This window comes from Janthinobacterium sp. 35 (genome assembly GCF_002754575.1).
GTDB classification, from domain to species: Bacteria; Pseudomonadota; Gammaproteobacteria; order Burkholderiales; family Burkholderiaceae_D; genus Janthinobacterium; species Janthinobacterium tructae.
Window position 1 is genome coordinate 21,579 of sequence record NZ_PEFN01000002.1, and the last position, 23,939, is coordinate 45,517.

31 protein-coding genes are annotated in these 23,939 nt (G+C 56.3%); 15 read left to right on the plus strand and 16 right to left on the minus strand.

Translation table 11 applies throughout. The features are described from left to right. Window positions 1-41 precede the first annotated feature (41 nt). From CLU93_RS27285 to pilL2, 3 genes are all read right to left on the minus strand, one after another. Window positions 42-584 (minus strand): integrating conjugative element protein, encoded by a 543-nt coding sequence (locus CLU93_RS27285; protein ID WP_099764651.1) that lies wholly within the window; start codon window positions 582-584, stop codon window positions 42-44. Beyond that, the gene (locus CLU93_RS28030) at window positions 581-1,231 is read right to left on the minus strand and encodes a hypothetical protein (protein ID WP_143451855.1); all 651 of its coding nucleotides are present in this window, start codon (window positions 1,229-1,231) and stop codon (window positions 581-583) included. Before CLU93_RS28030 ends, CLU93_RS27285 begins: the two co-directional genes overlap by 4 nt. A gap of 197 nt (window positions 1,232-1,428) precedes the next feature. Continuing rightward, the gene (pilL2, locus tag CLU93_RS27295; RefSeq protein WP_099764653.1) at window positions 1,429-2,004 is read right to left on the minus strand and encodes a PFGI-1 class ICE element type IV pilus protein PilL2; all 576 of its coding nucleotides are present in this window, start codon (window positions 2,002-2,004) and stop codon (window positions 1,429-1,431) included. 624 nt (window positions 2,005-2,628) lie between these two features. On the opposite strand from pilL2, the gene CLU93_RS28035 reads away from it, so the two are divergent. The 5 genes from CLU93_RS28035 (at window position 2,629) to CLU93_RS27310 (ending at window position 7,404) form a co-directional block, all read left to right on the plus strand. Next, the gene (locus CLU93_RS28035) at window positions 2,629-3,141 is read left to right on the plus strand and encodes a hypothetical protein (protein WP_143451856.1); all 513 of its coding nucleotides are present in this window, start codon (window positions 2,629-2,631) and stop codon (window positions 3,139-3,141) included. Next, on the plus strand, window positions 3,054-5,417 hold the full coding sequence (gene mobH / locus CLU93_RS27300) for a MobH family relaxase (RefSeq protein ID WP_180288032.1): 2,364 nt from the start codon (window positions 3,054-3,056) through the stop codon (window positions 5,415-5,417). Before CLU93_RS28035 ends, mobH begins: the two co-directional genes overlap by 88 nt. 208 nt (window positions 5,418-5,625) lie before the next feature. Continuing rightward, window positions 5,626-6,000, plus strand: a complete 375-nt coding sequence (locus CLU93_RS28040; RefSeq protein WP_143451857.1) for a hypothetical protein — start codon at window positions 5,626-5,628, stop codon at window positions 5,998-6,000. Between the two features lie 103 nt (window positions 6,001-6,103). Continuing rightward, a complete protein-coding gene (locus CLU93_RS28045; RefSeq protein WP_143451858.1) occupies window positions 6,104-6,310 on the plus strand; it encodes a hypothetical protein in 207 nt (68 codons plus the stop codon). 143 nt (window positions 6,311-6,453) lie between these two features. Next, window positions 6,454-7,404, plus strand: a complete 951-nt coding sequence (locus CLU93_RS27310) for an IS481 family transposase (protein ID WP_099764656.1) — start codon at window positions 6,454-6,456, stop codon at window positions 7,402-7,404. Window positions 7,405-7,410: 6 nt separating this feature from the next. Here CLU93_RS27310 and CLU93_RS27315 read toward each other — a convergent pair whose 3' ends face one another. After that, entirely contained in the window at window positions 7,411-7,728 is a 318-nt protein-coding gene (locus tag CLU93_RS27315) for a hypothetical protein (RefSeq protein ID WP_099764657.1), read from the minus strand. A 245-nt stretch (window positions 7,729-7,973) separates the two neighbouring features. On the opposite strand from CLU93_RS27315, the gene CLU93_RS27320 reads away from it, so the two are divergent. Beyond that, window positions 7,974-8,285: an H-NS histone family protein gene (locus tag CLU93_RS27320; protein ID WP_099764658.1), complete on the plus strand. Its 312-nt coding sequence runs from the start codon at window positions 7,974-7,976 to the stop codon at window positions 8,283-8,285. Between the two features lie 39 nt (window positions 8,286-8,324). Here CLU93_RS27320 and CLU93_RS27325 read toward each other — a convergent pair whose 3' ends face one another. The 5 genes from CLU93_RS27325 to CLU93_RS27345 all read right to left on the minus strand — a co-directional run bounded on the left by CLU93_RS27325 (window position 8,325) and on the right by CLU93_RS27345 (window position 13,673). Continuing rightward, window positions 8,325-8,669 (minus strand): hypothetical protein, encoded by a 345-nt coding sequence (locus CLU93_RS27325; protein WP_143451859.1) that lies wholly within the window; start codon window positions 8,667-8,669, stop codon window positions 8,325-8,327. A gap of 183 nt (window positions 8,670-8,852) precedes the next feature. After that, window positions 8,853-9,254 carry a hypothetical protein gene (locus CLU93_RS27330; protein ID WP_099764660.1) on the minus strand — a complete coding sequence of 134 codons (402 nt, stop codon included), beginning with the start codon at window positions 9,252-9,254 and terminating at the stop codon, window positions 8,853-8,855. A 502-nt stretch (window positions 9,255-9,756) separates the two neighbouring features. Further along, window positions 9,757-10,200 carry an antirestriction protein gene (locus CLU93_RS27335; RefSeq protein ID WP_180288033.1) on the minus strand — a complete coding sequence of 148 codons (444 nt, stop codon included), beginning with the start codon at window positions 10,198-10,200 and terminating at the stop codon, window positions 9,757-9,759. Between the two features lie 461 nt (window positions 10,201-10,661). Continuing rightward, window positions 10,662-12,788 carry a DNA cytosine methyltransferase gene (locus CLU93_RS27340; protein WP_099764662.1) on the minus strand — a complete coding sequence of 709 codons (2,127 nt, stop codon included), beginning with the start codon at window positions 12,786-12,788 and terminating at the stop codon, window positions 10,662-10,664. Window positions 12,789-12,920: 132 nt separating this feature from the next. After that, a complete protein-coding gene (locus CLU93_RS27345) occupies window positions 12,921-13,673 on the minus strand; it encodes a DUF5131 family protein (protein WP_180288034.1) in 753 nt (250 codons plus the stop codon). Window positions 13,674-14,086: 413 nt separating this feature from the next. Between CLU93_RS27345 and CLU93_RS28395 the strand changes: the two genes are divergently transcribed. After that, window positions 14,087-14,356 carry a hypothetical protein gene (locus CLU93_RS28395; protein WP_180288035.1) on the plus strand — a complete coding sequence of 90 codons (270 nt, stop codon included), beginning with the start codon at window positions 14,087-14,089 and terminating at the stop codon, window positions 14,354-14,356. A 125-nt stretch (window positions 14,357-14,481) separates the two neighbouring features. Here CLU93_RS28395 and CLU93_RS27355 read toward each other — a convergent pair whose 3' ends face one another. Genes CLU93_RS27355 through CLU93_RS27375 form a run of 5 tightly spaced genes read right to left on the minus strand, consistent with a single transcriptional unit; the run spans window position 14,482 to window position 16,115 of the window. Further along, window positions 14,482-14,811, minus strand: coding sequence for a hypothetical protein (locus CLU93_RS27355; protein ID WP_099764664.1), 330 nt, complete (start codon window positions 14,809-14,811; stop codon window positions 14,482-14,484). Beyond that, window positions 14,808-15,137 (minus strand): hypothetical protein, encoded by a 330-nt coding sequence (locus tag CLU93_RS27360; protein ID WP_099764664.1) that lies wholly within the window; start codon window positions 15,135-15,137, stop codon window positions 14,808-14,810. Before CLU93_RS27360 ends, CLU93_RS27355 begins: the two co-directional genes overlap by 4 nt. Then, window positions 15,134-15,463 (minus strand): hypothetical protein, encoded by a 330-nt coding sequence (locus CLU93_RS27365; RefSeq protein ID WP_099764664.1) that lies wholly within the window; start codon window positions 15,461-15,463, stop codon window positions 15,134-15,136. Before CLU93_RS27365 ends, CLU93_RS27360 begins: the two co-directional genes overlap by 4 nt. Next, window positions 15,460-15,789: a hypothetical protein gene (locus CLU93_RS27370; protein WP_099764664.1), complete on the minus strand. Its 330-nt coding sequence runs from the start codon at window positions 15,787-15,789 to the stop codon at window positions 15,460-15,462. Before CLU93_RS27370 ends, CLU93_RS27365 begins: the two co-directional genes overlap by 4 nt. After that, entirely contained in the window at window positions 15,786-16,115 is a 330-nt protein-coding gene (locus CLU93_RS27375) for a hypothetical protein (protein WP_099764664.1), read from the minus strand. Before CLU93_RS27375 ends, CLU93_RS27370 begins: the two co-directional genes overlap by 4 nt. Window positions 16,116-16,445: 330 nt before the next feature. Here CLU93_RS27375 and CLU93_RS28050 point away from each other — a divergent pair, with 330 nt between their 5' ends. From CLU93_RS28050 to CLU93_RS27400, 8 genes are all read left to right on the plus strand, one after another. Then, window positions 16,446-16,730, plus strand: a complete 285-nt coding sequence (locus CLU93_RS28050) for a hypothetical protein (RefSeq protein WP_143451860.1) — start codon at window positions 16,446-16,448, stop codon at window positions 16,728-16,730. Further along, window positions 16,727-17,401 carry an STY4526/YPO1902 family pathogenicity island replication protein gene (locus CLU93_RS27380; RefSeq protein WP_180288036.1) on the plus strand — a complete coding sequence of 225 codons (675 nt, stop codon included), beginning with the start codon at window positions 16,727-16,729 and terminating at the stop codon, window positions 17,399-17,401. The genes CLU93_RS28050 and CLU93_RS27380 overlap by 4 nt, the downstream gene beginning before the upstream one ends. Window positions 17,402-17,428: 27 nt before the next feature. Continuing rightward, window positions 17,429-18,577, plus strand: a complete 1,149-nt coding sequence (locus CLU93_RS27385) for a PFL_4669 family integrating conjugative element protein (protein ID WP_099764666.1) — start codon at window positions 17,429-17,431, stop codon at window positions 18,575-18,577. Window positions 18,578-18,622: 45 nt separating this feature from the next. Beyond that, entirely contained in the window at window positions 18,623-19,189 is a 567-nt protein-coding gene (locus tag CLU93_RS28055) for a hypothetical protein (RefSeq protein ID WP_143451861.1), read from the plus strand. A 105-nt stretch (window positions 19,190-19,294) separates the two neighbouring features. Next, window positions 19,295-19,738, plus strand: coding sequence for a single-stranded DNA-binding protein (locus tag CLU93_RS27390; protein WP_180288037.1), 444 nt, complete (start codon window positions 19,295-19,297; stop codon window positions 19,736-19,738). A 54-nt stretch (window positions 19,739-19,792) separates the two neighbouring features. Then, window positions 19,793-20,350 carry a hypothetical protein gene (locus CLU93_RS28060; protein WP_143451862.1) on the plus strand — a complete coding sequence of 186 codons (558 nt, stop codon included), beginning with the start codon at window positions 19,793-19,795 and terminating at the stop codon, window positions 20,348-20,350. A 38-nt stretch (window positions 20,351-20,388) separates the two neighbouring features. After that, entirely contained in the window at window positions 20,389-20,868 is a 480-nt protein-coding gene (locus CLU93_RS27395) for a hypothetical protein (RefSeq protein WP_099764668.1), read from the plus strand. Window positions 20,869-20,897: 29 nt separating this feature from the next. Continuing rightward, on the plus strand, window positions 20,898-22,082 hold the full coding sequence (locus CLU93_RS27400) for a DNA-methyltransferase (protein WP_099764669.1): 1,185 nt from the start codon (window positions 20,898-20,900) through the stop codon (window positions 22,080-22,082). A gap of 93 nt (window positions 22,083-22,175) precedes the next feature. Here the strand turns inward: CLU93_RS27400 and CLU93_RS27405 are convergent, their stop codons facing one another. After that, window positions 22,176-23,129 (minus strand): zeta toxin family protein, encoded by a 954-nt coding sequence (locus tag CLU93_RS27405; protein WP_099764670.1) that lies wholly within the window; start codon window positions 23,127-23,129, stop codon window positions 22,176-22,178. 47 nt (window positions 23,130-23,176) lie between these two features. After that, window positions 23,177-23,419 (minus strand): hypothetical protein, encoded by a 243-nt coding sequence (locus CLU93_RS27410; protein ID WP_099764671.1) that lies wholly within the window; start codon window positions 23,417-23,419, stop codon window positions 23,177-23,179. Window positions 23,420-23,939 lie beyond the last annotated feature (520 nt).

Here is a 23,939-nt window from a genome sequence, read left to right on the forward strand (position 1 = left end):
GATAGGAGCGAAACCCAACGCCAAGAAGTTTCGCCGGGTGATCATTGTGCCCCCCCGCCGCCACGCCGGATTGGCCGTGTGCCATGACGCGGTAGATTTGCGGCATCAGTCGTACCCGTGGACATGTCGGCGGCTTGCAAGCCCGAAAAGTCGATAACCTTCTCATTCGGATACAGGCGTTGAATCGCGATTTGGTAGGCCATTGCCCAGGCCAGTACACGTTCGGTGTCCTCATGCATAGCCTTGGCGAACATTTCTGCATATTTGCGCCGTTCGGCGTCGCTGCGGGCGTGGATCCCCAGCGCTTCGACCGGTGATAGGTTCGGCACGGAGAAGCTAGCACGTGGTCCCTTGAGCAGCAGTTTTGCACGCTCAAGCTCGTCAGCGGTGAGCCCCCAAACTTGCCGTGCGATCTGGTCCGAGGCCTGTGTTGCAGTCGCTTGCGCCTCCATTTGGGCTATGGCGGTCGACTGTTGTGAGCGCGCAGTGATGGTCGTGTTCGACGATGTTTGGGCACTCACATTTGCGCCCATCAACAGGAACAAGAAAATAACGGGTTTCATAGCTGTCTCGCCGAAGGTCATTCTTCTCTGTTCAACACGACATCGCCACGTTCTGTCGCCAGAATTGCGCGTTGGCTTCCTACATCGGCTCGCTTGACAGTTACCCGTCCTTGCTTTTCACCCTCGTTCAAAAATGTCACTTCCGTACCGTCGCCGAGTTTGCGGCCTACCACCACGGAGGGTTTGTCGCCCCACAGGTCGATGGACAGCAATTGGGCCGAGTTGGGATCAGCGTTTGAACGGGTCGGCATGGTACGCGTTGGCGCTGCGGCCTCACTGGTTTTGACCGGCCGCTTTGGCACGTGGGTCAACTTTGCTACCTGCTCCTTCAAATCGACGATGCCTTGCTCAAGGCTGGCGAGCGCGTCGGCATTTTGTTGCAAGGCTTCGAGAATCTCCCGCGATCCACCATGCTCGACCGGATTGGACTGCTGGTTTCGCGCACCATCGCTTCCGGGAACTGGCCGTGACGCAGCTGCATCGGCCGAGGTCGAATTTTCCAGAGCTGGCACAGCTGGCACAACTTGCACTGCGGGCGTCACGGCCGTTGCAGTTGCGGCACCTGCCGGCACGCTAGGATTCGCAGCCTTCATGGGTACTGGCACCACTTGAGCACTGGCGACAGGATCGGGAAGCTTTGGCGGCACTTGTGGTGCGCGTCCGTTCATCGCGAGTTGCACTGCCACTATGGCGCAGCACGCCGCAGCTGCCCACAACAGCAGCTTCCTTGACCGAACTTTCGCAGGTGCTTCCGGAGCGGCAGGACTGCCCACCGGGACCGTTGGTCCCGCAGTAGTAGAAGTTGTGTTTTGCTGGGTCATGGCATGGCCTCTTCCGGAGTCGTCTATACGTGGCTATAAATGGATTAGTCGGCAGCGTGACCGGACGCTACTGCCGCATCCGATTTGTTGCGCTGCTCGGAGGTTCCTGACGCTCTGACAGCGGCATCGGTTGGCACCGCCGGATGAAAAGAAATACGCCTGCTGGCGTGATCGGTGCTTAAATCAAAAGCGGGGCCTATCAGGATTTTTAGCATTGTGTCCACGCGGTAAGGTCCCAGCGTCCGTTGTGAGTCCGGCAGCCGCTTGGCGAGCAGTGCAACAACCTGTGGATCCAGCTGGCTTTCTTCGACTAAGTCATATCCGGTGCGGATGAGGAGATATCGGATCGCCTCACCGACAGTCTTGGTATTCATCCTGGGGAAATTAACTTGAGCAACGATCCGCGTCGGGTCAATGTCGGCTGCACCTGGCTGCAGCGATATCGCCGTGTAACGATTCACCAATGTTTCACCTTCTCCGGCCCGCGCTGCAATCTTGTCAAGCACCAAGTTTTCGGCATTGACGTTGGCTGATATCGTCGACGTATCGGCCAGAACGTTCCCTGCCGTAAGAAACAGCGTGATAAGAACGGGATTGAGAAAGCCCAGCCGCTGATGCATATACGTCTCCTGAGAGAAACAGCAGTTTGTTCACGCGCATCAAACATAGGAGGCTGCCCATGCATCAAACGCCGAGTCCTACAGAATTCCCCGGTGCTGACCGGGTATCTGATCGTCGCAGCATAGGAAATATCGCCAGTACCGTCCCCGACAAATCGGTCCCAGGTTGTGCCATTAGATAGTTGGCACGGTGCGCGGAATGTGATAGACGCACCGCTGATTATCTTGGGCTGCCATGGCGCCACCGGATGCCACACCTCTATTTATTAGTTGTCAAGGTGGTGCTATGCTGTAATAGCAAAGTGGGGAAAGGTGTCAAATGGACCATCGCACGGATTACGGGCAAGGGTTTGACCGGTTAAGGGCCTGATCTAAAAGGGTGCCGCACGCTGCTATAACCCCGCAGCGTGCGGCAAAGGGTTTTACCGGTACCCGACATACGGGTAGGCTTTGCTCCCGTGGGCGGGAGCAAAGCAAGGCGTGGAAGGAAAAATCGAAGGCGCTCCCCGGCCATGCACGCGCTACCATGCTTTGGTTTGCGTCACAAGTAAAAAGGGAACCTTTCGAGGTCTCCTTTCACGATGATGTCAATGCAGTGTCTCTATATCGTCATACCGGTGAAACATGCAATTCGAGCCTCCAACCTCTCGATTACTCGTCGCACAAGGATCGCGCAGTACCCCTGCAATTGTCTCGGATAGTCGATTAATCGGAATTTTTGAGATCGCTGAATTGTTGGGGGAGATTGGCCTAGCCACGTGGATGCATCCACTGCTGATCTTGCTTGATACCTACGCAGAAGTCGAAGTGTTCGCTCCGAATGATGATCCATTACCAGCGGTCCTATCTTTGTTGCAGCAACACAGCCTGAACGGCAGTCCCCCCTTGGGAGGGAAGTTCGCAGATGATTTGTGTAGCCTGCAAATACTGTTGTATGGAGCAGCCTGGTTCACATCCGGTTCGGCGATTCCCATATTGACCTGGAACCCGCTCCAAATGACATTTAGAGAGTTCAAGGCGCTGCAAGGGCCTGGTGACGATTGGAAAGCTTGGAAATCCTCGGTGGTCAATCCCAGTCTGGGCGAGGTGAGAAGGCATCTTTTGGCAAATTACGTCAAGGTAAATGGCTTCGTGTGACGGTGTCCCAACTCGGGGGTGTTGTGTCAGAATGGTTATTTTCCTTCGTGATCGCCACGGTGATCTGTGCTGCCGCAGCGCTCGGAATTATCGAGATTCGCTGGACCAGCAAACAGACTTTGCTGAAACGATTGGCGCAACTACTGCGTGACGCGTCCCATCATCTCGATGTCGGTACACCAGGCCTAGACAAAGTAGTTACCAGTGACGAACGTCCACCGGACATCACCGTTAACAGTACCGTTCCTCAAAGCACTCCGCCCGTGCCCCCCGAGCGCATCGCCTATCGGGGATCCGAAACTGGATGGTACAACGTGCTTCCAGCGAGGGATCTCATCCGCTGTATCGAAGGCGATGAGGTGATAAGTAAAATCATCCGCGCCACCCGCATTGCACCAAACATTTTCGCGCACGACCTTCAACCCGCATTATTAAACTTTGCAGAGTTCGTCCAATTGCTGCCGGCGTCCGAGTCCCACCATCATGCCAATCCGGGTGGTTTGCTGGCCCATACGCTCGAAACTGTTTTGTACGCGCTGACCATTCGCACCGGCTACCTGCTACCTCTTGGTGCCAGCGCCGAAGTCATCGCTGCCCAGAGAGATTTTTGGACCTATGCCGTGTTTCTCGCGGCCCTGTTGCACGACGTCGGTAAACCGGTCGCGGATCTGAAGATTCAATGGAAGCGCGGTAGGACCAGCGAACCAATGCTCTGGTCGGCGACCGCCGGCTCGTTGAACGACTGTGCAGCCACCGAATATTGCGTCGGTTTCAAGAAGAAGAGTGAGCGCAACTACGACTCGCACGCCAAACTTGGTGCCATGCTGCTCCAGCGACTGGTGCCCGGTTCTACGCTTGCATCAATGGCGCACGTGCCTGCGGGCCTTCAAGAGTTGAACCAATACCTGGGCGGTGAACGCAGTGGTGCCCTGCACGAGATTGTCCAAAAAGCCGATCAGGAATCCACGCGCCGCAATCTTGCCACCGGCTCGCGCGCGAGGTTCAGCTCTGCCAGGGCGGTGCCGTTGATCGAGCGGCTCATGGGGGCCATGACCTTGATGTTCGTGGAAGGCGGCCACCTGCCCCTCAATCGGGACGGGGCGGCGGGCTGGGTGTACGACGACTGTGTGTGGCTGGTGGCGAAACGGTTGGCCGACAGCGTGCGGGAATTCATCTTGCGCCAGGAGGAGGAGGAGGAGGCAGGCTTTCCGGGCGATGCCAAGAATGACCGGCTTTTCGACGCATGGCAGGAATATGGCTGCATCCGTGTCAATCCAGTGACAGGACAGGCGATCTGGCGCGTGGTCGTGACTGGGACGGACCAGGCGGGCGAGATCGCCTATAAGCATGAACTCAGCGTTCTATGCTTTCCTGTCGCTAAAGTATGGAGCGATCGATCCCAAATTCCAGAAGCGATGTCAGGCATGATCGAGGCCTTGCCGGCCGGATCGCAAGGAAAGTCAAACCGAGATCAACAATCCCAGCGCCCGGGGGAAAACGGTGCATCAGCTTCCATATCTGGTGACTCCCCGACCGAACCGGTTGACACGAAGAAGGTGCCAGCGCCCAAGTTTGTTGCCAGGGATAGTAAGGCCATCAAAAAATCGGCGGCAGGAGATGCAGATGATCTTTTGGACAAACTCGACACGGCCGAAGCGGAAGCTCGTAGCGCACGCCGCGACAAGGACCGGCGCAAGCAGGAAGCAGAGAGTGAACCAGAAACAGTTCCTGCCCATCAGAACGATGCCGAGGATAGCGAATCGGAGCAGTCCGTGCGGCAAGAAAGAATGCCGCACGCAACGTCATCCCTTGTCTTTCCGGTGCCACTGCCTATCGAAAAATTGCCTGTTCTTGCGCAAAAAGGAGCTAAGGAACCATCGGTACTGGCCGTCGACTTCATGAAGTGGGTGCAGCGCAATCTGGCCGACGGGTCGATGAAGCACAACGAAGCTGGCGCGCCGGTTCATTTCATTGAATATGGGATGGCACTGGTGTCCCCGCTAATTTTTCGGTTGTATGCAACAGCAACCGAGGCCCAAAGTGCCCCATCCGACGAAGACGGCGATTTTGCAATGCGTGTTCAGCGAGAACTCCTGCGGGCGCAGTGGCATGCCACTGCGCCTGGAGGGAGAAATGTCTGGACTTTGTACGTCTCGAAAAAAGGGGGGCAGGTGGCAAGCAAGTTGGCGGCAGTCGTGTTGAAAGACCCGAGACTTTGGGTAACTCCCGTGCCCCCCCCGAACCCATTTATTAGCGCAACAAGTGATCACTCGTAGCGGCAACCATGCGCTCTATTTTGACAACCGTGCACCGCGCCTTAGTTGAAATTGATCTAGTGTGCGTCTATACCCAAACCATGACTCCAGCCTGCCAGCCCTGTAGTCGAGGGGAGTGGCCACGGACCTGGGATTGTGTTCAGAACCTATCCCGGCACCGCCTAGGTTTTGGCGCGCTGGCGGTTAGCAGCGAAGACGGAGGTACGCAGTGAAAAAACTGATCAGAAGGTCTGAAGAGGTAAATAGCAGCTGGAACGACAGTGGATGCTACTGGCTATGCTACGAAACAAAACAAGCAATTCATGTCGCTGAGAGAGCCGACAATGATTGGTTCCGAAACGTTGTGTCTATTACCATCTTTAATGCATTTTGCGAAGCGCATTTTGGTCGACGGATGAAGATAATTTTTGACGACCCGTCTGATGTGATTGCGTACACTAAATGGACATATGAAAATGTGCAGCGGCAATTTGAAAAGGTAGCCGGCCACCGCATGCGTTCTATGTTCCCGTTCATTTTAGGAGCTTCTATAAATGAAGCCAAGTGTATTCTTGCCAAGTATATAAACTCATGGCAACGCTAATAGACTGCTTATCGGAAGCGGGCCATTCGTAACTTTTCTGCACGTTTAATTGGCACCGCTTCTGGCGTCTGACGCGGATAGACAGCGTGCCTGGGTGATCATCATGGCAACGATTGTATTCGGCAATGGAATTGAACCTGGTGGCATGGAGTTGCAGGACGAACATTTTGAAGAAAATTGTCCAGCCTGTACCTATGAGCGTGCACGGTACCGCATGTGGGAAAATGCGGAGTCCGGCGCCATCAATCAGCATAGCAGTATTCGTTGCCCCGCATGTGGCTATACATTGCCTTACGATGAAGAGCGGTAAAACTTGAGAGGATGGTGAAGCAGGCCAATCACGCAGCACCGCGTCGCTAGATGTGATGTTTCAATAGGTTGTTGTGGTTCATTCGGATTGGATTTGAGACACTGGAAATCGCCAAACCCCCAGTTCTCAAGGAAACCAACCGAATGAACATCCATAAGAATGCCCGATTAACGCTGATTCGTCGAGTCGAGATGGTCGAAGACGTCCTGCTTAACCGCCTGCCGAGCTGCCAGGCCGCTACCCGCTACGCCGTGAGCGAAGCAACCGTGCGCAAATGGCTGGGGCGCTTCCTTGCCGAGGGGCGAGAGGGCTTGATGGATCGATCGTCGCGTCCGCTGCATAGTCCCTTGGCACTCGACGCGGGCAAGGCACTGACGGTTGTCGAGCTACGCAAGAAGCGCATGACACAGGCAAGGATTGCCCAGTACCTGCAGATATCGAAGGCCACGGTAAGCCGTGTGCTGGCGCGTGCCGGCTTGTCCAAACTGAGCGATCTCGATCCCGTCGAGCCGGTGCAGCGCTACGAGCATGCAGAACCAGGCGACCTGATTCATATCGATACCAAGAAGCTCGGGCGCATTGAAACCACCGGCCATCGTGCGACAGGAGACCGGCGAGACCGTACGCGCGGCGCCGGCTGGGAAGTCTTGTTTATCGCCATTGACGACCATGCCCGCATCGCCTTCACGGAGCTCTATCCTGACGAAACCCAGGAGAATGCCAACCGATTCCTCGCCAATACCCACGCCTATTTCTGCTCACTCGGGGTGCGCCCCAAAGCGTTGTTGACCGATAACGGCTCAGCCTTTCGCTCCAAGTCATTCAAGGCCACTTGTACCCAGATGGCATTGAAGCACCGCTTTACACGGCCCTATCGGCCACAGACCAATGGCAAGGCCGAACGCTTCATCCAGTCAGCCTTGCGCGAATGGGCTTACGGCTTTGTTTATAACAACTCACTGGAGCGGGCCAACATGCTCAAAGAATGGAACCATCACTACAACTGGCACCGGCCGCATCAGGGCATTGCTGGCAAGGCCCCAATGTCACGGCTCAGATCCGGCCAGAATAACCTCTTGCAACTTCACAGCTAGAGCTGGTCAGTTGGTGTTTCCCAGTTCATTGATCTCTGCACGGAACTTGTTGATCAGCTGACTAGGCGCCATAAGCGTGGCCCTTTCCCATCCTGGCGGCACCAGCTCATCGGCATTCATCACCCGCTGTGCCTCATGAAAGCGCGCCAGCCCGTCACAAAAAATATTGACTAACGTGTTGACCGCCTGGCGTGAGCAGTTGAATCTGTCACTAACGACGGCCAACGTCTCGCCATCGACCAATGCCGCCCTGGCGACAGTACAGCGCTTTTTGCTGATACTAGGCAGTAATACTTGGATCGCGTCAAACTCGATCGCACTCATTCTCCGTTTTGGTCGTGGCATTGATTACCTCTAGAGTGTGAGTCTGGCACAGCTGCACCCATGCAGCTTTGCGGACTTTGGCAATTATGCCTTGTTCACCCCCTTTTACTCATCCATGCTGGCAACCAATCGTGCCTGCACGCGCTTGGAACGGTGCTATCCGTGTGCGCAGATGCAAAAATGAAGCATGGCCAATTGAGTCATGTGGTAACTTACTGATTTTATTAACGTCAGGAAAATGACATATGAATCTTGAAAATTTCTCTATTTCCGAACTTCGCGAACTGCAAGATCAGGTCAAGAAGCAATTGAAGATAAAGGAACAGAAAGACATCAACGATGCTCGCGCGAAAATTCTGGAAATTGCACAGCGAGTAGGCGTATCGCTCAAAGACCTTGTCGGAAATGGTGCTCCTGCGAAGGTGAAGCAAACAGTTGCTGTCAAATACCGCCATCCGACCGATCCGACGCTGCAGTGGAGTGGCCGCGGCCGCCAGCCGAAATGGGTAAAAAAATGGGTCGAGTCCGGTAAAAAAATTGAAGAAGCTGGCGTCTGAATAGCACTGAAACCACGCCGGCTTCCACGCTGCCACAGGTTAGAGTTTGCGGCATCCTGGGTTCCGAACCTCCCAGCCGTACTTATTCACGGACTCGTTTTTCATGAGTTCCACAGCACACGAGTACCCCGGAAAAGTTGCTTTTACGGTTGCCGATTTGCCCTGCGATTCGACTACCTGGGTAGCAATTTTGTTATCAGTCACCGGGTAAAACATTTTAAGATATTCGCGCACAGCCAGCGTAGCGGCGAAATCCGTGCCACTGGTGAACTGCACCGAAGCGGAAGTATGCGCAGCGGGCTCTTGAGCATTGGCGCCGGCCGCGACCAGAACAGCAGCCAAAATCAGGTTTTTCAGAATAGTTTTCATTGGTAAATCTTTCATGATTTGATGTTGTAGGATGCTGTGGATGGTGCCGATTTACATAGTAATATCAGCACTTCCCTAGACGAAGCTGACCTCGATTCTCCATGAATCGAAGCCAGCTTTTACGCTTCCATATTAGAAACTTCTCCAAGTATAGGATTGGGTTAATCATCCAGCTTTTGCCTGCATGCGCTGCACACGCTAACGATGAGCTTTCGCCTGCAGCGTACCTTGTTGCAAAGCACCGCGACTCAATGCTTCCCGGGTAGCCTCCAAATCAACCCGGGGCAGTTTGCTATTTAATTGCGGGTGCGCGTTGTGTTCCTTGGCGTACTTATCCATCGCTGCCAGATCACGCATAACGTCGGCATAGGCTGGATCAACTTTTCCAGATCGAACCCGAATGATCTGACCCAGCTTGGCTCCGCACAACGTCTCGGCGCCACCTTCCGACACTTCCAAACCAGAATGTTTCAAAAAACTATAAACGATGTCGGAGACGGCCTTTTGTTCTCCAATTTGGTGAAGGCGCTTGAAAGCATTGCTGATGGTCGCGATGACAGGGTTGGTGTCAGTAACTGCAGGCGCACTTTCTTGTGACATGATGATTCCTCCAAAGTTTAGTACATTCAAGCAGTACAGGGCTATCACCAAACACACAGCATTAACCATCCCAGCGAGGGTTGCGCGCCGCCCACAATAGCAGCGACACTCCCTGCACCAGCAGCGATACTCCCTGCACGTCCCGGGCGGTCGACGCACTGGGTCAGCAGTTTTGGACGGACTGGTACGGTTGTGTACCGGGGTAGCAGTTTTCGACGGACTGGTACCGCTGTGAACGGGTCCAGGAGTTTTCGAAGAATTGTTGCGGCTGTTATTGGTCATCATGATGATCTCCAGTCAAAAATAACGAAAGGAAGACCATCCGAGCCCCAGGGGATCGAGAAGAGGTCTTCCCGATCGGGGTGGCAGAAGCGCTACAGAGACTCTGATCCCGGCGTGGCTGGCCAGGACGTGTGGGTTGCAAGAGTTTGACCCACCGCAGTTGCATGTTCACAGCAGTGCCAGGCCACGGCCGGGAATCCATCCGCCGACCTGGTACCGGTTAGTCCAAAGCCGCGAAAATTATTGCGGCGTTCGATTGCTGGACGAGGTATTGCCACAGCAACATATAAGCCTCCCCGAAGCAATCAGCGTCCTCGGCAAAAGATAGATGGCTATACGCCATAGCGCACGCGATGAGACCCGCCGTCTGGGCGTTCACTTCCCCTTCGAACATATTTTCGCAACGCATCCGGAAGGTATTATCGGTTTGCGGTGACATGTAGAAACCGCCATTCGACAACTTATAGAAATCCCAGTAGCCCCCCTGGTAGTCTTGACTCATTCTACCGAGCATGTTGTACACGGTAAATTCCAACAATACGCAGCGTCTCCCCGCCACGTTGGGAAGGCATTCCATCCGTTCGTCGACATCGGTTACCAGCACCGCAGTAATAGGGACAACCTCGTTCCGGCCTTGCAGATGGGTGTTTGCATTCGTTTCCATGATGATCTCCATTAAAAAAAGCGAAAGGAAGACCATCCGAGCCCCAGGGGATCGAGAAGAGGTCTTCCCGATCGGGGTGGCAGAAGCGCTACAGAGACTCTGATCCCGGCGTGGCTGGCCAGGACGTGTGGGTTGCAAGAGTTTGACCCACCGCGGTTGCTCAGGTGCGAGCAAATTCAATATCAACAATAGAACGAGCGGACGTCGCTGTCAACTGGATTGATGGACGTATCGCTTCATACACAATCGGTAATCTGGTATGGCCTGTTGAGGAAAAGCATCAATATCTTTGCGTGGTTGCGGGTGGCCAGCGTCTGGAAACACCACGGCGACTATCCTAACTATCCTTCAAATCGGACGTAGGGCACTTGTCACGTGCCAGGTCGAGAACTGGAGCACAAGTGGTCGGGACTCGCAGCGCAACCGCCTGCGACGCTATTTTATGCGTGAGATCGTTGTCATCACCGGGCTCCCCAGCTGGATTGCGAGGCAGCGATCGCGATGGCAATCGGCTGAACCCAGATGGGCATTGCGTTGAGCATGAATGTCTCGCCGGCGTCTGCCAGCAGCAGCGTGGTGCCCATCACCTCCCCGATCGCCTGTGCTGCGAGGGGCGGGATCGCATTCCCGATACGTTCACGCCAGGCGCTATCACTGGAACCATCAAGCAGCCAATGCTGCTGCCGCCGCTGCGCATGGAATGCATCGATTTCTCGTTGCGTCAGCGGGTCCGTCGACCAATATTCGTCCGGATCGATCAGCGATTGCAACGCCGCCATTTCCAGCGTGGTGAATGGGCGATGCCAGGTGCCATCGAGCGCCCGGATCATTGCCACCACCTTTTGGTCCAGTGCCGGCAGCCTGATCACATCATCAATGCGGGGATCGGCCACCGACCAGGGACCATTGTCACAGCTGGCCGAGGCACTCACCGCCCCGCAGCTGGAGTTCCAGGGCATGACCCCGTAGTGACCACCTGTCAGATATGCGTCACCGGCGCGTCGATTGTTGATTTTGCTGCGTGGATCAGCTACAGCGAAGGCGCCCTGGCCGGTGGTGCTGCCGGCAATGACGGTACCTGCAGCCTCATCGAAACGAGTGACGTTGTATTTCCCGAATGCCTCGCCTTGTCGCCGGGGATCAGCAACAGCATAGGCCCCTTGGTCATCCCCGCCGATCACTGTACCGGTTCGTCTATCCCACGGCGTGACGGCATACTTGATAAATACTGGTCCAGCTGGTGGACGGATATCTGAAACACCACCAGCACTGGTCGGCCTGTAGTCACCCGCTACCGTGTCTGGCGAGCCATCCCAGGGAACGATGCGATACACATTGGCGTGTCTGGCGTGTCGATCGCCCGAAGCGCGCGGATCCGCCACCGAGTACCGCCCACCACCAGGCGCCGACTGCGCGCTGATTACGCCGCTCGTCGCGTTCCACGGCATGACGCCGTATTGACTATATTCAGCGTTGGTTTCCATGCGAGGATCGGCCACACACTGTCCCGTCCCGTGCGCGCTGGATACAACCTTCGCGGCGTCGGACCACGGGTTGATGCGGCATTCGTTACTGTGCTTGTCCGGACCAAAGTGGCGCGGGTCGGCGACGGAGAAGGATCCGGTCGCAGGCCGGCTGTTTCCAGTAACCGTTCCGGTGGGTACTTGCCAGTCACGCACACCCAGTACGCCGTTGTGCATATCCGCGACGATCAAATAATCGCGCAGATGACCGTTGGCCACGACCAGCTTGTTCAAGCTGCGCCAGTCGCTGCCCGCCTCCACAAAGGCCAAGCGCACCCAGGTTTTCCACTGCAGGCGCGGGATGCGATGCATTGGACCAGCAGCATCATCGCCGGGCATTGGCATGCGGCCCAGCACCTCGCCGACGGCGCGCAGGCGCTTTTTTTCAGGTTCATACAGGAACGGCGGTACCTTCTCGATATGACGGGCGACCAGCAAAAAACGTTTGCGGCTTTGAGCCAGACCACCCAGTTCGCCGCAATCGTGCGTGGTTTCGGCCACTGCGTAGCCATACTGCTGCAGCAGCTGGTTGATCTGGTCCAGCAGATGGCGCCCTCGCGTGGCCAGCCGCGGGACATTCTCGAACACAATCAAGTCGACCGGATCGTCCGCCCAAGCCTCGCACATCAGCCAGATGCAGCGTAGCGTCAGTTCATTCAACGCCTGATATTTTGCAGTCCTGCTGAGCGTTTCACTCAGCAATCCGCTGGCCCCCTTGCAAGGGGAGCTGATGACCACGACGTTTGGACTCTCAAAACCGGCTGCACGCCGGATATCGATGGGGGTCGCTTCGCGCCAACCTGGGGGCGGCTCTTTGCCATGGAAGGCAATGTACTGCGCACGGGTGAAGAGATCGAGGACCGTACCCAGTCGCCCAGGGCCGGCATTGTTGAAATCGCGGATGGCCGCCGGATCGTTGTCGACGCCTCCGATACAGCGGAACACAGCGCCGACGCTACCGACCTGCGGGCGCGCCTTGTTGAACCCTTTCTTAGCGCCGCCAAGTCCACAGCAAAAGTGAAAGTGCCGAAACTCTTTAACCTCAGTGACTAGATCGCGGGGCATAGCACCCCCTCCAACACACTACGGATAATCATGCTGAACCCCTCGCTAGGGTGAATTTGACAGGCAGTGATGCTGTTGCCACCACGTTACTACCGCCGGCCAAGGAAGCGTGTCGTTGAATTGGTCGGCTGCCTATGCCGCCTTTAACCAAACCTCATTCTGAGCAAATCCCCCTCTCAAGGAGAACGGGATGCCAGTTGCCGCACATTCTGCGCGCAGGCTGTGAATTGCACCAGCTGGCATTGGCCAACCTCCGGTGCCAGATTCACCGCCGCATACGACCCAATCAATGGAAGTACGACTACCATCGAACGCCATCATGCTGTGGGACTTGGACAGCATATTGGTCAGACTGACGCTTTCCAACAAGGGTTCTATGCTGAGCCATCGCAATTGCACAGGGGCTGTCAACAGCCTGGGCACGTCACGATCGATCTCTTCTTGTGTAGATACGCTAATGCCAAGTCCCACGTGGAGGTTTCCCTCGCCCCGATGAAACGGGAGCATATCAACTGCGTTGCCAATGTGCTTGGTCAGCATCAGCCAGTCCAACTGCGGTGTATGTTGGATCAGTGCCCATAACTCCCCCCGCCTGTACGGGTCGGCCCGATAGTCAAACACATCATCGAGTAACGCGCAGAACACCCGGCGCCGGCGGCCATGCTGGGCGAAAAATTCGGCGTGGACGCTATTCCAGTACAGCGGGAGCTGCCAGTCAGCTACGACGCCACACGTGCACATTTTGTCATGCCGCCACAAAATGTGATGCGCACGCGCTGGCGTATCGACCTCAGCACAACAACGATCACATTCCGGTGAGTTTCTGCTGCAGCCCCAGGGATTGAATGTAATATCGTACCAGGAAGTGTTGATTGTTTCGTCCATGATTTCCTCCATCACTTACCTTGACGTGCCCAGCGATGAACATGTAACTCGCAGCCGATCATCAGACACACGCCGTTTGCCATCCCAGCATGGGTTGCGCGCCGTCCGCAACCGCAGTGGCATTTCTTACGCGCGCAAAGCGGTCGGAGTACCGAATATCGGATATGTTGAGCTGCCGACCCATGTACGCCCCAGTTGAGGGTGCCGCCACGCATAGCAGCCGACAACTCCGTGGGAGTGAGTGCGGATAAATCGAGCGCGTGGGTCGGACCAGTATCCGATACGCGAGTGCGAGGGAGGAAGGAATGCCGGGCCCCAGCGTCAAAGCGCTCTACATGGTGCCTGCACTCACTGCACACCCCTGTCCCCGTTGTATAGTCAACGCGCAGCCACCAGCAACCCGCCGCGCACGCATGGCGATCATCACACCCACAGCCTATGCAGTAGGCGATGCCAGTGCTGATGGCCGAGCCGTTGATCGTCAATTTTCCAGGCTGAATGTCGTCCGCAACCTTCTTGTACGCTGCGGCCAATTCGATGTGGATGGTTTGTGTGGATTTACCCTGGTAGCAGTTTATATGCCATACGCCAACCTGGCCGCAGAGGCATGGAGTACCGACCAGAGAATCAATTTCATGCGGTTTAGTTTTCATGATGACCACCTGAGAAAGAGCTTTCGGTGAATTCAATATAGTCTACGGAAAGCCATTGACAACCTTTTTTAGTTGTCAAAATCGATGAATGTGTTTATCCTGCCCGCCGGCCGCAGCGCCACACGGCGCCGCCGGCGCGGTGCGGCGCGATACTGTCAACGATGCAGCTGCTGCCCGGCACTGCCGGCGCCGCCGGCGTCTTCCACCAGCTGCTGCTGCAGCCCGGCGTGGGCGGCCACGCCGCAAAGCCCCTGCCCTGGGCCTGCCCGCCGGCCGCAGCGCCACACGGCGCCGCCGGCGCGGTGCGGCGCGATACTGTCAACGATGCAGCTGCTGCCCGGCACTGCCGGCGCCGCCGGCGTCTTCCACCAGCTGCTGCTGCAGCCCGGCGTGGGCGGCCACGCCGCAAAGCCCCTGCCCTGGGCCTGCCCGCCGGCCGCAGCGCCACACGGCGCCGCCGGCGCGGTGCGGCGCGATACTGTCAACGATGCAGCTGCTGCCCGGCACTGCCGGCGCCGCCGGCGTCTTCCACCAGCTGCTGCTGCAGCCCGGCGTGGGCGGCCACGCCGCAAAGCCCCTGCCCTGGGCCTGCCCGCCGGCCGCAGCGCCACACGGCGCCGCCGGCGCGGTGCGGCGCGATACTGTCAACGATGCAGCTGCTGCCCGGCACTGCCGGCGCCGCCGGCGTCTTCCACCAGCTGCTGCTGCAGCCCGGCGTGGGCGGCCACGCCGCAAAGCCCCTGCCCTGGGCCTGCCCGCCGGCCGCAGCGCCACACGGCGCCGCCGGCGCGGTGCGGCGCGATACTGTCAACGATGCAGCTGCTGCCCGGCACTGCCGGCGCCGCCGGCGTCTTCCACCAGCTGCTGCTGCAGCCCGGCGTGGGCGGCCACGCCGCAAAGCCCCTGCCCTGGGCCTGCCCGCCGGCCGCAGCGCCACACGGCGCCGCCGGCGCGGTGCGGCGCGATACTGTCAACGATGCAGCTGCTGCCCGGCACTGCCGGCGCCGCCGGCGTCTTCCACCAGCTGCTGCTGCAGCCCGGCGTGGGCGGCCACGCCGCAAAGCCCCTGCCCTGGGCCTGCCCGCCGGCCGCAGCGCCACACGGCGCCGCCGGCGCGGTGCGGCGCGATACTGTCAACGATGCAGCTGCTGCCCGGCACTGCCGGCGCCGCCGGCGTCTTCCACCAGCTGCTGCTGCAGCCCGGCGTGGGCGGCCACGCCGCAAAGCCCCTGCCCTGGGCCTGCCCGCCGGCCGCAGCGCCACACGGCGCCGCCGGCGCGGTGCGGCGCGATACTGTCAACGATGCAGCTGCTGCCCGGCACTGCCGGCGCCGCCGGCGTCTTCCACCAGCTGCTGCTGCAGCCCGGCGTGGGCGGCCACGCCGCAAAGCCCCTGCCCTGGGCCTGCCCGCCGGCCGCAGCGCCACACGGCGCCGCCGGCGCGGTGCGGCGCGATACTGTCAACGATGCAGCTGCTGCCCGGCACTGCCGGCGCCGCCGGCGTCTTCCACCAGCTGCTGCTGCAGCCCGGCGTGGGCGGCCACGCCGCAAAGCCCCTGCCCTGGGCCTGCCCGCCGGCCGCAGCGCCACACGGCGCCGCCGGCGCGGTGCGGCGCGATACTGTCAACGATGCAGCTGCTGCCCGGCACTGCCGGCGCCGCCGGCGTCTTCCACCAGCTGCTGCTGCAGCCCGGCGTGGGCGGCCACGCCGCAAAGCCCCTGCCCTGGGCCTGCCCGCCGGCCGCAGCGCCACACGGCGCCGCCGGCGCGGTGCGGCGCGATACTGTCAACGATGCAGCTGCTGCCCGGCACTGCCGGCGCCGCCGGCGTCTTCCATGAGATTCACTAGTTATCAAAATATATTTTTATTATGTTCAATAATTTTTCAAATGAAATTTTTATCGCTGTTCAATAACTTCCTTGCGTCAGCTCATAAGACAAATCGATAAAAAATATGTTGACATCCCGAGTTTTGTGCTAAATTAACTTTGCGGGGTTGGTCGGTGGAAGGTTGAATACAAAATTGCGTTAGCACAAAATGCGGACTCATCCATTTTGCGAATGAAAGTGTAGTTTCTACATGGCCAACTCCTCATGTTCGATGAACTTGAGGAGTTATCATGACAAACCAAAGCAAACCCATCATTTATTTTGCCCCCCCAGTTTTAAAGCTGGGGCCGCTTAATGCTCACAGATTGCAACTTAATATTGCAATTTCCTTCGGAAGCGACGTCCCCTCTACGGGACTGCTTCTTCATGCTATAGGCGCGCCCCGTCTATCAACTCTTCTGCGCTCCAGCAAAGAAGAGAAAATTCAATTCCTTAGCGTCATTCCGATCTCATCCATCGGTTCGAACCGCTATGCCAATAGCTCCCCTTTACCGTCCGCATGGGGGAAAAAATGATCAGACTCAATATTAAAGATGCCGCAATCCGGGTATTGATTATCGAATCTCTACTGGATCAGGCGGACAACAATACCGCCTCCTTGTTGAGCCAAGGTATCGACTCCGAATGGGTTGAGAATCTACGCAGCCTGTCGTCACGGGACGCCCTCCGTGTATCACATTTTCAAAACGTAACCATGGAGGTTACCTTAAACGAGAAGCAACTATCCCATGCCTTCGCCCAGGCGGCAGATGAACGGCGGGTTCGCCATTTAAAAGAATATTTTGTACGACATGGTGCTTCAGTCTCGATGATCTGCAAAATGTTCAAGATGAGCAGCAAAGAAGCAAAGGCAGCAAAACATCTTCTACTTTCTGAGCAACGCTTGGGACGGCCTCCAATGCCAAATCCTTATGAACGCGAGGACATACATGAAAGTTGGGACAAAATTGTTAAGGCAAGTCCAACTTCGCCAGTTCGGGAACAGCTTTTTTCACTTCATAATATTTTCCCATCTCATACCCTGGCGACTTTGTGGCTAGTAATTAATGAGTTCGAACCATATACCAATCAAGGCATCGCCAAAAATAACCAGCAACCCGCACAACAAGAAACCAAATGGGATGGCGGTAGTTGCGTACATAAATTGGTTAACCTGTCCAAGAGAACGACTTCAAATATTACATAAGACATATTCCACTTACAGGGGACTAACATGACGGATAACATTCAGGGCGACTCTACAGCAACCCCCGATGACGCTTCGAAAAGAACTGTTTCAATAGCAGATATCTATTCCACTATTCCGTCTCCGTTTGTTACCACAACCGAAGTGGTATTCGAAACTGAAGAGGGCTCACCATTTCCGGACGGTTATTCCATTCCCAAAGAGCGCGAAGCATTGCGTGATCTCTTAGAATCCGACACACCGGACCAAAATGACCCACGATTTAAACGACTAATGATGTATGAGGAACGTCTCCTGGAATTCAATGTCATGCAGGAAGAGTACGAAAATCGGGCTGGCGCAGAAAAAATTGTCTCGACACAAGAAGCTGTGCATTTGCGAAGTCTTGGATCTCTAATTAATGAGGACCAAGACACGATGCAACTGCACACCAAGGAAGCTTTTCGCCTCTTTATGGGTCGTGCTAAAGATCCAAACGGGCTATACGCGCAGATTGTCGGCGGAAAACGTGTCGCTGCCGCTCTCAAATGCCTTTGGCTCTTATCGGGCGCTGATAATCCCTATGCAGATTGGGCACTATTACGCCACGAAGAACTGATGCAAGACATCACCCGTCGATTGGAACGGGAAGTCAATCGACTGCAGCAAAAACTGGAAGCGCAGCGTGTCCGGGGCCTTCAGTACTCGATCTTGCGATCAGCCGAACCAAAGGTGCTTCTGTTGGGCTTCAAAAGCCCGTACGGCTACGCAATCAGCGATCTCGTCGTCCATTTTGACTATTACATTCGAACTGTAAAAACACTGGTGCGAAAAGATCAACTCACCGACGATCAAGGCCGGCAAAGCATCCGCGAATTAACACGTGTAATACGGGCGGCGTTCATTGAAACGGCCCGCTTCGAGCGATTCCTAATGCGTCCAGAACTTCGTGATTTATGCCGAGCCGATTTTGTGCCAAATGCATCCGGTGATGCGGCAAGACGCCAATCGGACGTAACTCAATTACTGGGCCTTATTCCCCCTGATGTGTACAGCGGCAAGCTCCAGCCACGTCACAGTCGCAGGCGGCTGAATTTGGCGCCGCACGAAAAAGCAATACTGGCGCATGTCAGTTCGGAGATGGAAAAACAGGCTGGGAATGACGTTGAAGCAGCGGCAATCGACAAGCTGCTTTGACGAACCAAAATAGGATAAGACTGCAGAGAGATTTCAGGAGGTAATATGGACTGCGACAGTTTTCCTTCTTCACTAGAGCAACCGGGTCGTGAATCCACGGATGCGCCAGTTGCCGTTTTTCCCTTCCGGCCCGTACGGCTACCGTCGTTGCCAGCGATGTCGCTTAGCGGCATGGATTTCGTTGCCCCCGATCCATCGTCAACATCAGCCAATATTGCTTCTGGTCTTGCCGGTCAACATCATGTCGACCGAAAAGCCTTTAAGGGTAGGGGCGACCGCCGCCGCCTGCTCAAAGCACAAGCTGCTGTTGACCAGGTCCATCAGGATATGCGGCGGCTCGCTGTAGCTACCAAATCAATTAAGGCGAAACGTTTCTATTTGGCCATCCATACCCGAGGGTCCACTGGTCAGCTATCGCTTCGATGGAGACGTGCCGGGACCACCGACACCAGCCACATCGCATGGGACGAACTAGAGGATTTTCTGTCACCGCTTCCACCAGATCTTGTTCAGTGGTACCAGACGGTCAATGAAATGGCGGCCTCTCTAAACAGCCAGGAAAAACACAATCGCTCAGTTTTACGGCATTTCGAGGACCAAATCCGACGGTAAAGCGTAAGCGAAGGTTGATGTACTTCTTACATTCAAACCCATAATAGGCAGATGCGCCGAGCCTCTTGTGGAAACACATGGCGCCTAACTAATCTGGAGGCTGTAATGCCAAACACATTTCAAGGAGTCGGTAATTTAGCTGATGCCCCTTCCATTAAGAATATAACCGCAAGAAAAGGTAAGACGATGAAGGCAGCAGAAATGCGCGTGTTTTTTGATGAATACGAAAAAACCGGCGACGGTTCCTATACGCAAAGTGGTGGAATATGGCTCCCGGTAACTACCTATGATCATACAGCTGAAAATTGCGCACGGTTGCTCCGAAAAGGTACGCGCGTTAAGGTGGAGGGGCGACTTACGCAGTTTGAAGCGCATGATGAAGGAGGCAATCTTGTCATCGCGTTCTCCGTAGTAGCAAGCGCTGTGTTTTTGTCTCCGACCCGAGTTAATTCGATCCAATTTGCTGAATCTCGCAATAAAAGCTCGCCAAATACCTCGGACGAACCGCCACCATTTGACTATGGCGAGCTCGATGAGCGGCCAGCGTAAGCCTGATTCTGTGAAACCAGGGCCAGTGTCCCGGCCCTTTTTTGAGGAGTCATCATGAGAATCATCAATGTACTGTTCGTTGGCGTAATCGCGACATCTCACTCGGGCTGCGCAAATTTTGACCCGACGCTTAATGGTCTGATAACAATCAGTTCCAGTGCGACTCAGTCTTCACCAGCAGTTAATCGCGCTGCGGCACCTAATAGTATTGCAGCCGCCACCTCTTCCAATATTAATAAATGCACTATTCTGCCTAACCACAAAAGTAAATTTGATGTCGATACGCTTTATGGGCGAGCGATGAGCCGCTTTGGATTTAAGTCTCCAGAGCAAATTACGATTTATCACAAACTAATCTCTGATAATTACTTGGTCGATCAAAGGTACAAACATGAGAAGCAGAGTGGCGCTTTCTACCATTTGGCTCAAACTGTCTCATATACCGCAGCTGGTGAGAAGCGAGCCATCTGGCTCGAATTGAAATTCTCAAAAAATGGCACTGGCAGCGACGTCAGCGCCGAGTTTTGTGTCAATCCTGCTGATCCAATGGGATCCAGTAATAACACCCGCCAGAAGATAAGCGCCAGAATCCAGGAAATTTTTTCTGGCTAAAAATGTTCCAGCACTTTGAAAAATAGAAGGGACTACCTATGAACACCTACCCCCTGATCCTTCTTTTGGAGAGATTACCTATGGATAAAGTCTTCAGCATGATCTTGATTCTGCTGATTTACGGCATAGGCGCCCATTTTTTCATGAAATGGTTCTGGCCAATCATTAAGGAGCACAAGCAGTTGACGCCGGAACAAATGATTGAGCGTGCCCTCCAGGCGCCGGCCAAGGGCGCGCAGCGGCAAGGCGTGAAGTTCGGCTCTCAGATCAGGACGTTGGTGATCATAGTTCTCAATGCTAGTCTGTTGTGCGCGTGGCTGTGGATCAGCCATGGCTCGTTTCTCGTGCTCTGGCTTGGCATAGGCTACCTCACTGTCGGATTCATGGTCCAGCACTTGGTCAAAGTGCCGACGGCCTCCAAATTGGCCGGCCTGAAGTTTCTGGATCGCTTCTGGCTCAGAATTTTCTATGCTTGGTTTTGGCCAGTCTATGTCCCATATATTTCTCGCAGGAATTAACCGACTTCAATTTATGACGAGCGCACGCCATGACGATCAAAATTCTTATCGGTGACGTGCGAGAGCAGCTGCGCACCCTGGCCGCCGATTCCGTCCATTGCTGTGTCACCAGTCCACCGTACTGGGGGCTGCGCGACTATGGCATCGACGGCCAGATCGGTCTGGAAGCATCGCCCGCCGAGTTCATCGGGGTCATGGTCGACGTGTTCGAAGAGGTGCGCCGTGTGCTTCGCCCTGACGGCACCTGTTGGATCAATATGGGCGACAGCTACGCCACCGGCGCCGGCAAAGTGAACACTGCGCCGGGCGGCGGCACGCAGGGCGAGCGCTGGACAGGCGTCCGAGGAGACGACAAGGCGCCGGCGCGCGGCCCAATGACGCAGCCGAACCGCATGCCCCAGCCCGGCCTGAAGCCGAAAGACCTGTGCATGATGCCGCACCGGCTGGCCATCGCGCTGCAGGCCGCAGGCTGGTGGGTGCGCCAAGACATCGTTTGGAGCAAGCCCAACCCGATGCCTGAGTCAATGCGCGACCGCTGCACCAAGAGCCATGAGTACATCTTCCTGCTGACTAAAAGCGAAAAATATTACTTCGATCAAGACGCAATTTGCGAACCAGTATCAGCTGGAACGCATGCACGCCTTTCGCAAGACGTGCTGCGCCAAGTTGGAAGCGCCAGGGCAAACGGTGGCGCCAAGACCAACGGAATGATGAATCCGGTAGCGCGCGGGGTAGGGGTCAGGTTCGGTCATGGTACGGATTCCACAGCTCGCCAACGTGGCCGAGTCAAATCGATGGCGGCTGACGTGATCGATACCTCGGCAAACGCACGAATGGGTCACGGCTCCGGCTGGCGGAAGCTGGAGACGGATGACAGCGGCATTAAGAATAACGCGAGCTTCGACCAAGCCATGGCGATCATGCCTGCCACACGCAACAAGCGAAGCGTTTGGACGATGGTGACTCAGTCGTTCAAGGAAGCGCATTTCGCCACGTTTCCTACGGAGCTGCCAGAAACCTGCATCAAGGCCGGCTGCCCGCCGGGCGGCACGGTGCTTGATCCCTTCTTCGGCGCCGGCACCACCGGCCTTGTCGCTGATCGCCTGCAGCGTGACTGTATTGGCATCGAACTGAACCCGGCCTACGCCGAGATCGCGCGCAAGCGCATCCAAGCGGAGTCGACACTTTTTGCGGAAATCTCGGTGGCTGCATGACCAAATGCATCACCAATGACGTCTGGGATTGGCACTGCAAAGCGGTTGGTCATCCCGATTCTGACGTAGGCGCCCAAGCGCGCAAGCGGGCGCCTACTTGGGTGCCAATCCGGGGTGCTCCACCATGGGCGCATTCGCTGGCGAATAGTGGACCGCCAGGTTTTCCCGCTGCGCGTATGTCGGAGGCTCGTTGCCAGCCACTTTCGAACCGGTGTCGAGCATGAGCCGGTCGTGGATCACGGCCTGCTTGGTCGCGTCGTCCAGCTGGGCCAGAAAGTAGGTGGTCGTCGAAAGCACCACGCCCTTGTAGGTACCATGCAGCTCGTCCACGTCGCCAACCTGGTACCCAACGTTTTCGAGATCGGCGATCAACTGGTCCAGTTCGCGTTCGCGCTGCTGCAGGGGATGGACCAGGCGCTGGATTACCCAATCCTTCGCGTCGGGCAAGACCGAGAACTGCCCGTCGCGCTCGATGACGGCCTGCAGCTTGGGCTTCTCGAAATCGACGGAATTGTCGTAGATGTAGACGGCATCGGCAATCTCGGCCGCGCGCGGAAGCAGCGCGAGCGTGCGGTGGTAGCGTTCCCGCACCTTGTCGGGCGCGACGTAGTGCCCCGTGGTCGAGCCAGTTTCGTAGCGCAGCGTCACCCGCGCGACGTTCTTTTCCGGGTCGTCGGTGGTGATGAAGGTCAGGAACAGACGGTAATCTTGTTCCTTAAGCATCAGCATTTCGTTGATACGCGACGGATGGGACATGACGGTCTCAAAGGCGAACGGCAGCTTACTCTCGGTCGCTTCTGCGCGGATGCGCATCGCAGCGCTCTGGGCCGCTTCATCCCTGGCGTTCTGGTTCGGGAAGTCACCCTGCAGGTCCTTGGCCACCTGGTCAGGGTTGATGAAGTAAGCAGGAAGAGGATAGACGCCCCTGACAGTCGCCAGACCTGTCTGCTTGATTTCGTCGATCAGCGAAGTCTTCCCGGACCCGTTCGGACCGGCGAACACCACCACATGCAGATCGAGCACACTATCTATTTTTTCGTTGGACATATAAAAAACGCGGTCGAAGCCGCGTTTTCAAGTAATAAGAAGGAAAATTATTTGGCGTTGGCCAAGCGTTTGCCGGCGAAGCTCGCCAGATCGAACGTCGTGGCCTTGGAAGCATCGCGTTTAGGGCCGTTACCCATTGCGCGTAGCTTGACTTGGGCAAGCGTCTTGTCCATGTTGCCGGTGATCGCCTTGTCCCATTCCTGGACAGTGGCGCCGAGGAACGGGGCATCGCCCCTCAATATTGTCGGGGAGCTGAACCTGCGCGCGCTAGCGCGAATTTTGAGTGTCATGATGGTATCCCTTCAACTTCCTTATGAGGACCATTATAGTCCATTAACGCCAGCCCCTCTCACGAATGCCTCAAGAAGGGACAGTCGACGCCTGGAAACGGAATTTTCTCGTCCGGCGCCTCGGGGGCCGGCACCAGCTCGCGTCCGTGGAGGCCGGCTTGCCGCCGCGCTTGGTCCCTGCCCCAGCCTTCGCGATCCCGTCAATATCTACCCGCAGTTCGTCGTGATTAGTTGAGTAATCACGACTAGATTGCGGAAAAGGGCGCTTGGCAGTATTGGTACGCTCTAGCACGGAGCACGCGGTAGCACCTGCCGTAGGTAGAAGTCGCATATTAGAGAGAACTCAACGTCTAACCCACACTATAGACAGAGGAAGGCGCCATTAGAGCAACCCATTACAGCACAAGCAGCCGCAAGGCATTCCCATCGTCTTACCGCAGTGCCTTTAACCCCTACTAGAGGAAAGAACTGCCAGTGATCATACCTGCCGGGTAGATCGCTTTCATTGGCTTGCTTCCAC

What these genes read in the sequence shown, in the direction of transcription:
- CLU93_RS27285 (WP_099764651.1), bottom strand. Translation starts at nt 584, where the DNA reads ATGACCTTCGGCGAGACAGCTATGAAACCCGTTATTTTCTTGTTCCTG.
- CLU93_RS28030 (WP_143451855.1), bottom strand. Translation starts at nt 1,231, where the DNA reads ATGAACGGACGCGCACCACAAGTGCCGCCAAAGCTTCCCGATCCTGTC.
- pilL2 (WP_099764653.1), bottom strand. Translation starts at nt 2,004, where the DNA reads ATGCATCAGCGGCTGGGCTTTCTCAATCCCGTTCTTATCACGCTGTTT.
- CLU93_RS28035 (WP_143451856.1), top strand. Translation starts at nt 2,629, where the DNA reads ATGCAATTCGAGCCTCCAACCTCTCGATTACTCGTCGCACAAGGATCG.
- CLU93_RS28045 (WP_143451858.1), top strand. Translation starts at nt 6,104, where the DNA reads ATGGCAACGATTGTATTCGGCAATGGAATTGAACCTGGTGGCATGGAG.
- CLU93_RS27310 (WP_099764656.1), top strand. Translation starts at nt 6,454, where the DNA reads ATGAACATCCATAAGAATGCCCGATTAACGCTGATTCGTCGAGTCGAG.
- CLU93_RS27315 (WP_099764657.1), bottom strand. Translation starts at nt 7,728, where the DNA reads ATGAGTGCGATCGAGTTTGACGCGATCCAAGTATTACTGCCTAGTATC.
- CLU93_RS27320 (WP_099764658.1), top strand. Translation starts at nt 7,974, where the DNA reads ATGAATCTTGAAAATTTCTCTATTTCCGAACTTCGCGAACTGCAAGAT.
- CLU93_RS27325 (WP_143451859.1), bottom strand. Translation starts at nt 8,669, where the DNA reads ATGAAAGATTTACCAATGAAAACTATTCTGAAAAACCTGATTTTGGCT.
- CLU93_RS27330 (WP_099764660.1), bottom strand. Translation starts at nt 9,254, where the DNA reads ATGTCACAAGAAAGTGCGCCTGCAGTTACTGACACCAACCCTGTCATC.
- CLU93_RS27335 (WP_180288033.1), bottom strand. Translation starts at nt 10,200, where the DNA reads ATGGAAACGAATGCAAACACCCATCTGCAAGGCCGGAACGAGGTTGTC.
- CLU93_RS27340 (WP_099764662.1), bottom strand. Translation starts at nt 12,788, where the DNA reads ATGCCCCGCGATCTAGTCACTGAGGTTAAAGAGTTTCGGCACTTTCAC.
- CLU93_RS27345 (WP_180288034.1), bottom strand. Translation starts at nt 13,673, where the DNA reads ATGGACGAAACAATCAACACTTCCTGGTACGATATTACATTCAATCCC.
- CLU93_RS28395 (WP_180288035.1), top strand. Translation starts at nt 14,087, where the DNA reads ATGGCGATCATCACACCCACAGCCTATGCAGTAGGCGATGCCAGTGCT.
- CLU93_RS28050 (WP_143451860.1), top strand. Translation starts at nt 16,446, where the DNA reads ATGACAAACCAAAGCAAACCCATCATTTATTTTGCCCCCCCAGTTTTA.
- CLU93_RS27380 (WP_180288036.1), top strand. Translation starts at nt 16,727, where the DNA reads ATGATCAGACTCAATATTAAAGATGCCGCAATCCGGGTATTGATTATC.
- CLU93_RS27385 (WP_099764666.1), top strand. Translation starts at nt 17,429, where the DNA reads ATGACGGATAACATTCAGGGCGACTCTACAGCAACCCCCGATGACGCT.
- CLU93_RS28055 (WP_143451861.1), top strand. Translation starts at nt 18,623, where the DNA reads ATGGACTGCGACAGTTTTCCTTCTTCACTAGAGCAACCGGGTCGTGAA.
- CLU93_RS27390 (WP_180288037.1), top strand. Translation starts at nt 19,295, where the DNA reads ATGCCAAACACATTTCAAGGAGTCGGTAATTTAGCTGATGCCCCTTCC.
- CLU93_RS28060 (WP_143451862.1), top strand. Translation starts at nt 19,793, where the DNA reads ATGAGAATCATCAATGTACTGTTCGTTGGCGTAATCGCGACATCTCAC.
- CLU93_RS27395 (WP_099764668.1), top strand. Translation starts at nt 20,389, where the DNA reads ATGAACACCTACCCCCTGATCCTTCTTTTGGAGAGATTACCTATGGAT.
- CLU93_RS27400 (WP_099764669.1), top strand. Translation starts at nt 20,898, where the DNA reads ATGACGATCAAAATTCTTATCGGTGACGTGCGAGAGCAGCTGCGCACC.
- CLU93_RS27405 (WP_099764670.1), bottom strand. Translation starts at nt 23,129, where the DNA reads ATGTCCAACGAAAAAATAGATAGTGTGCTCGATCTGCATGTGGTGGTG.
- CLU93_RS27410 (WP_099764671.1), bottom strand. Translation starts at nt 23,419, where the DNA reads ATGACACTCAAAATTCGCGCTAGCGCGCGCAGGTTCAGCTCCCCGACA.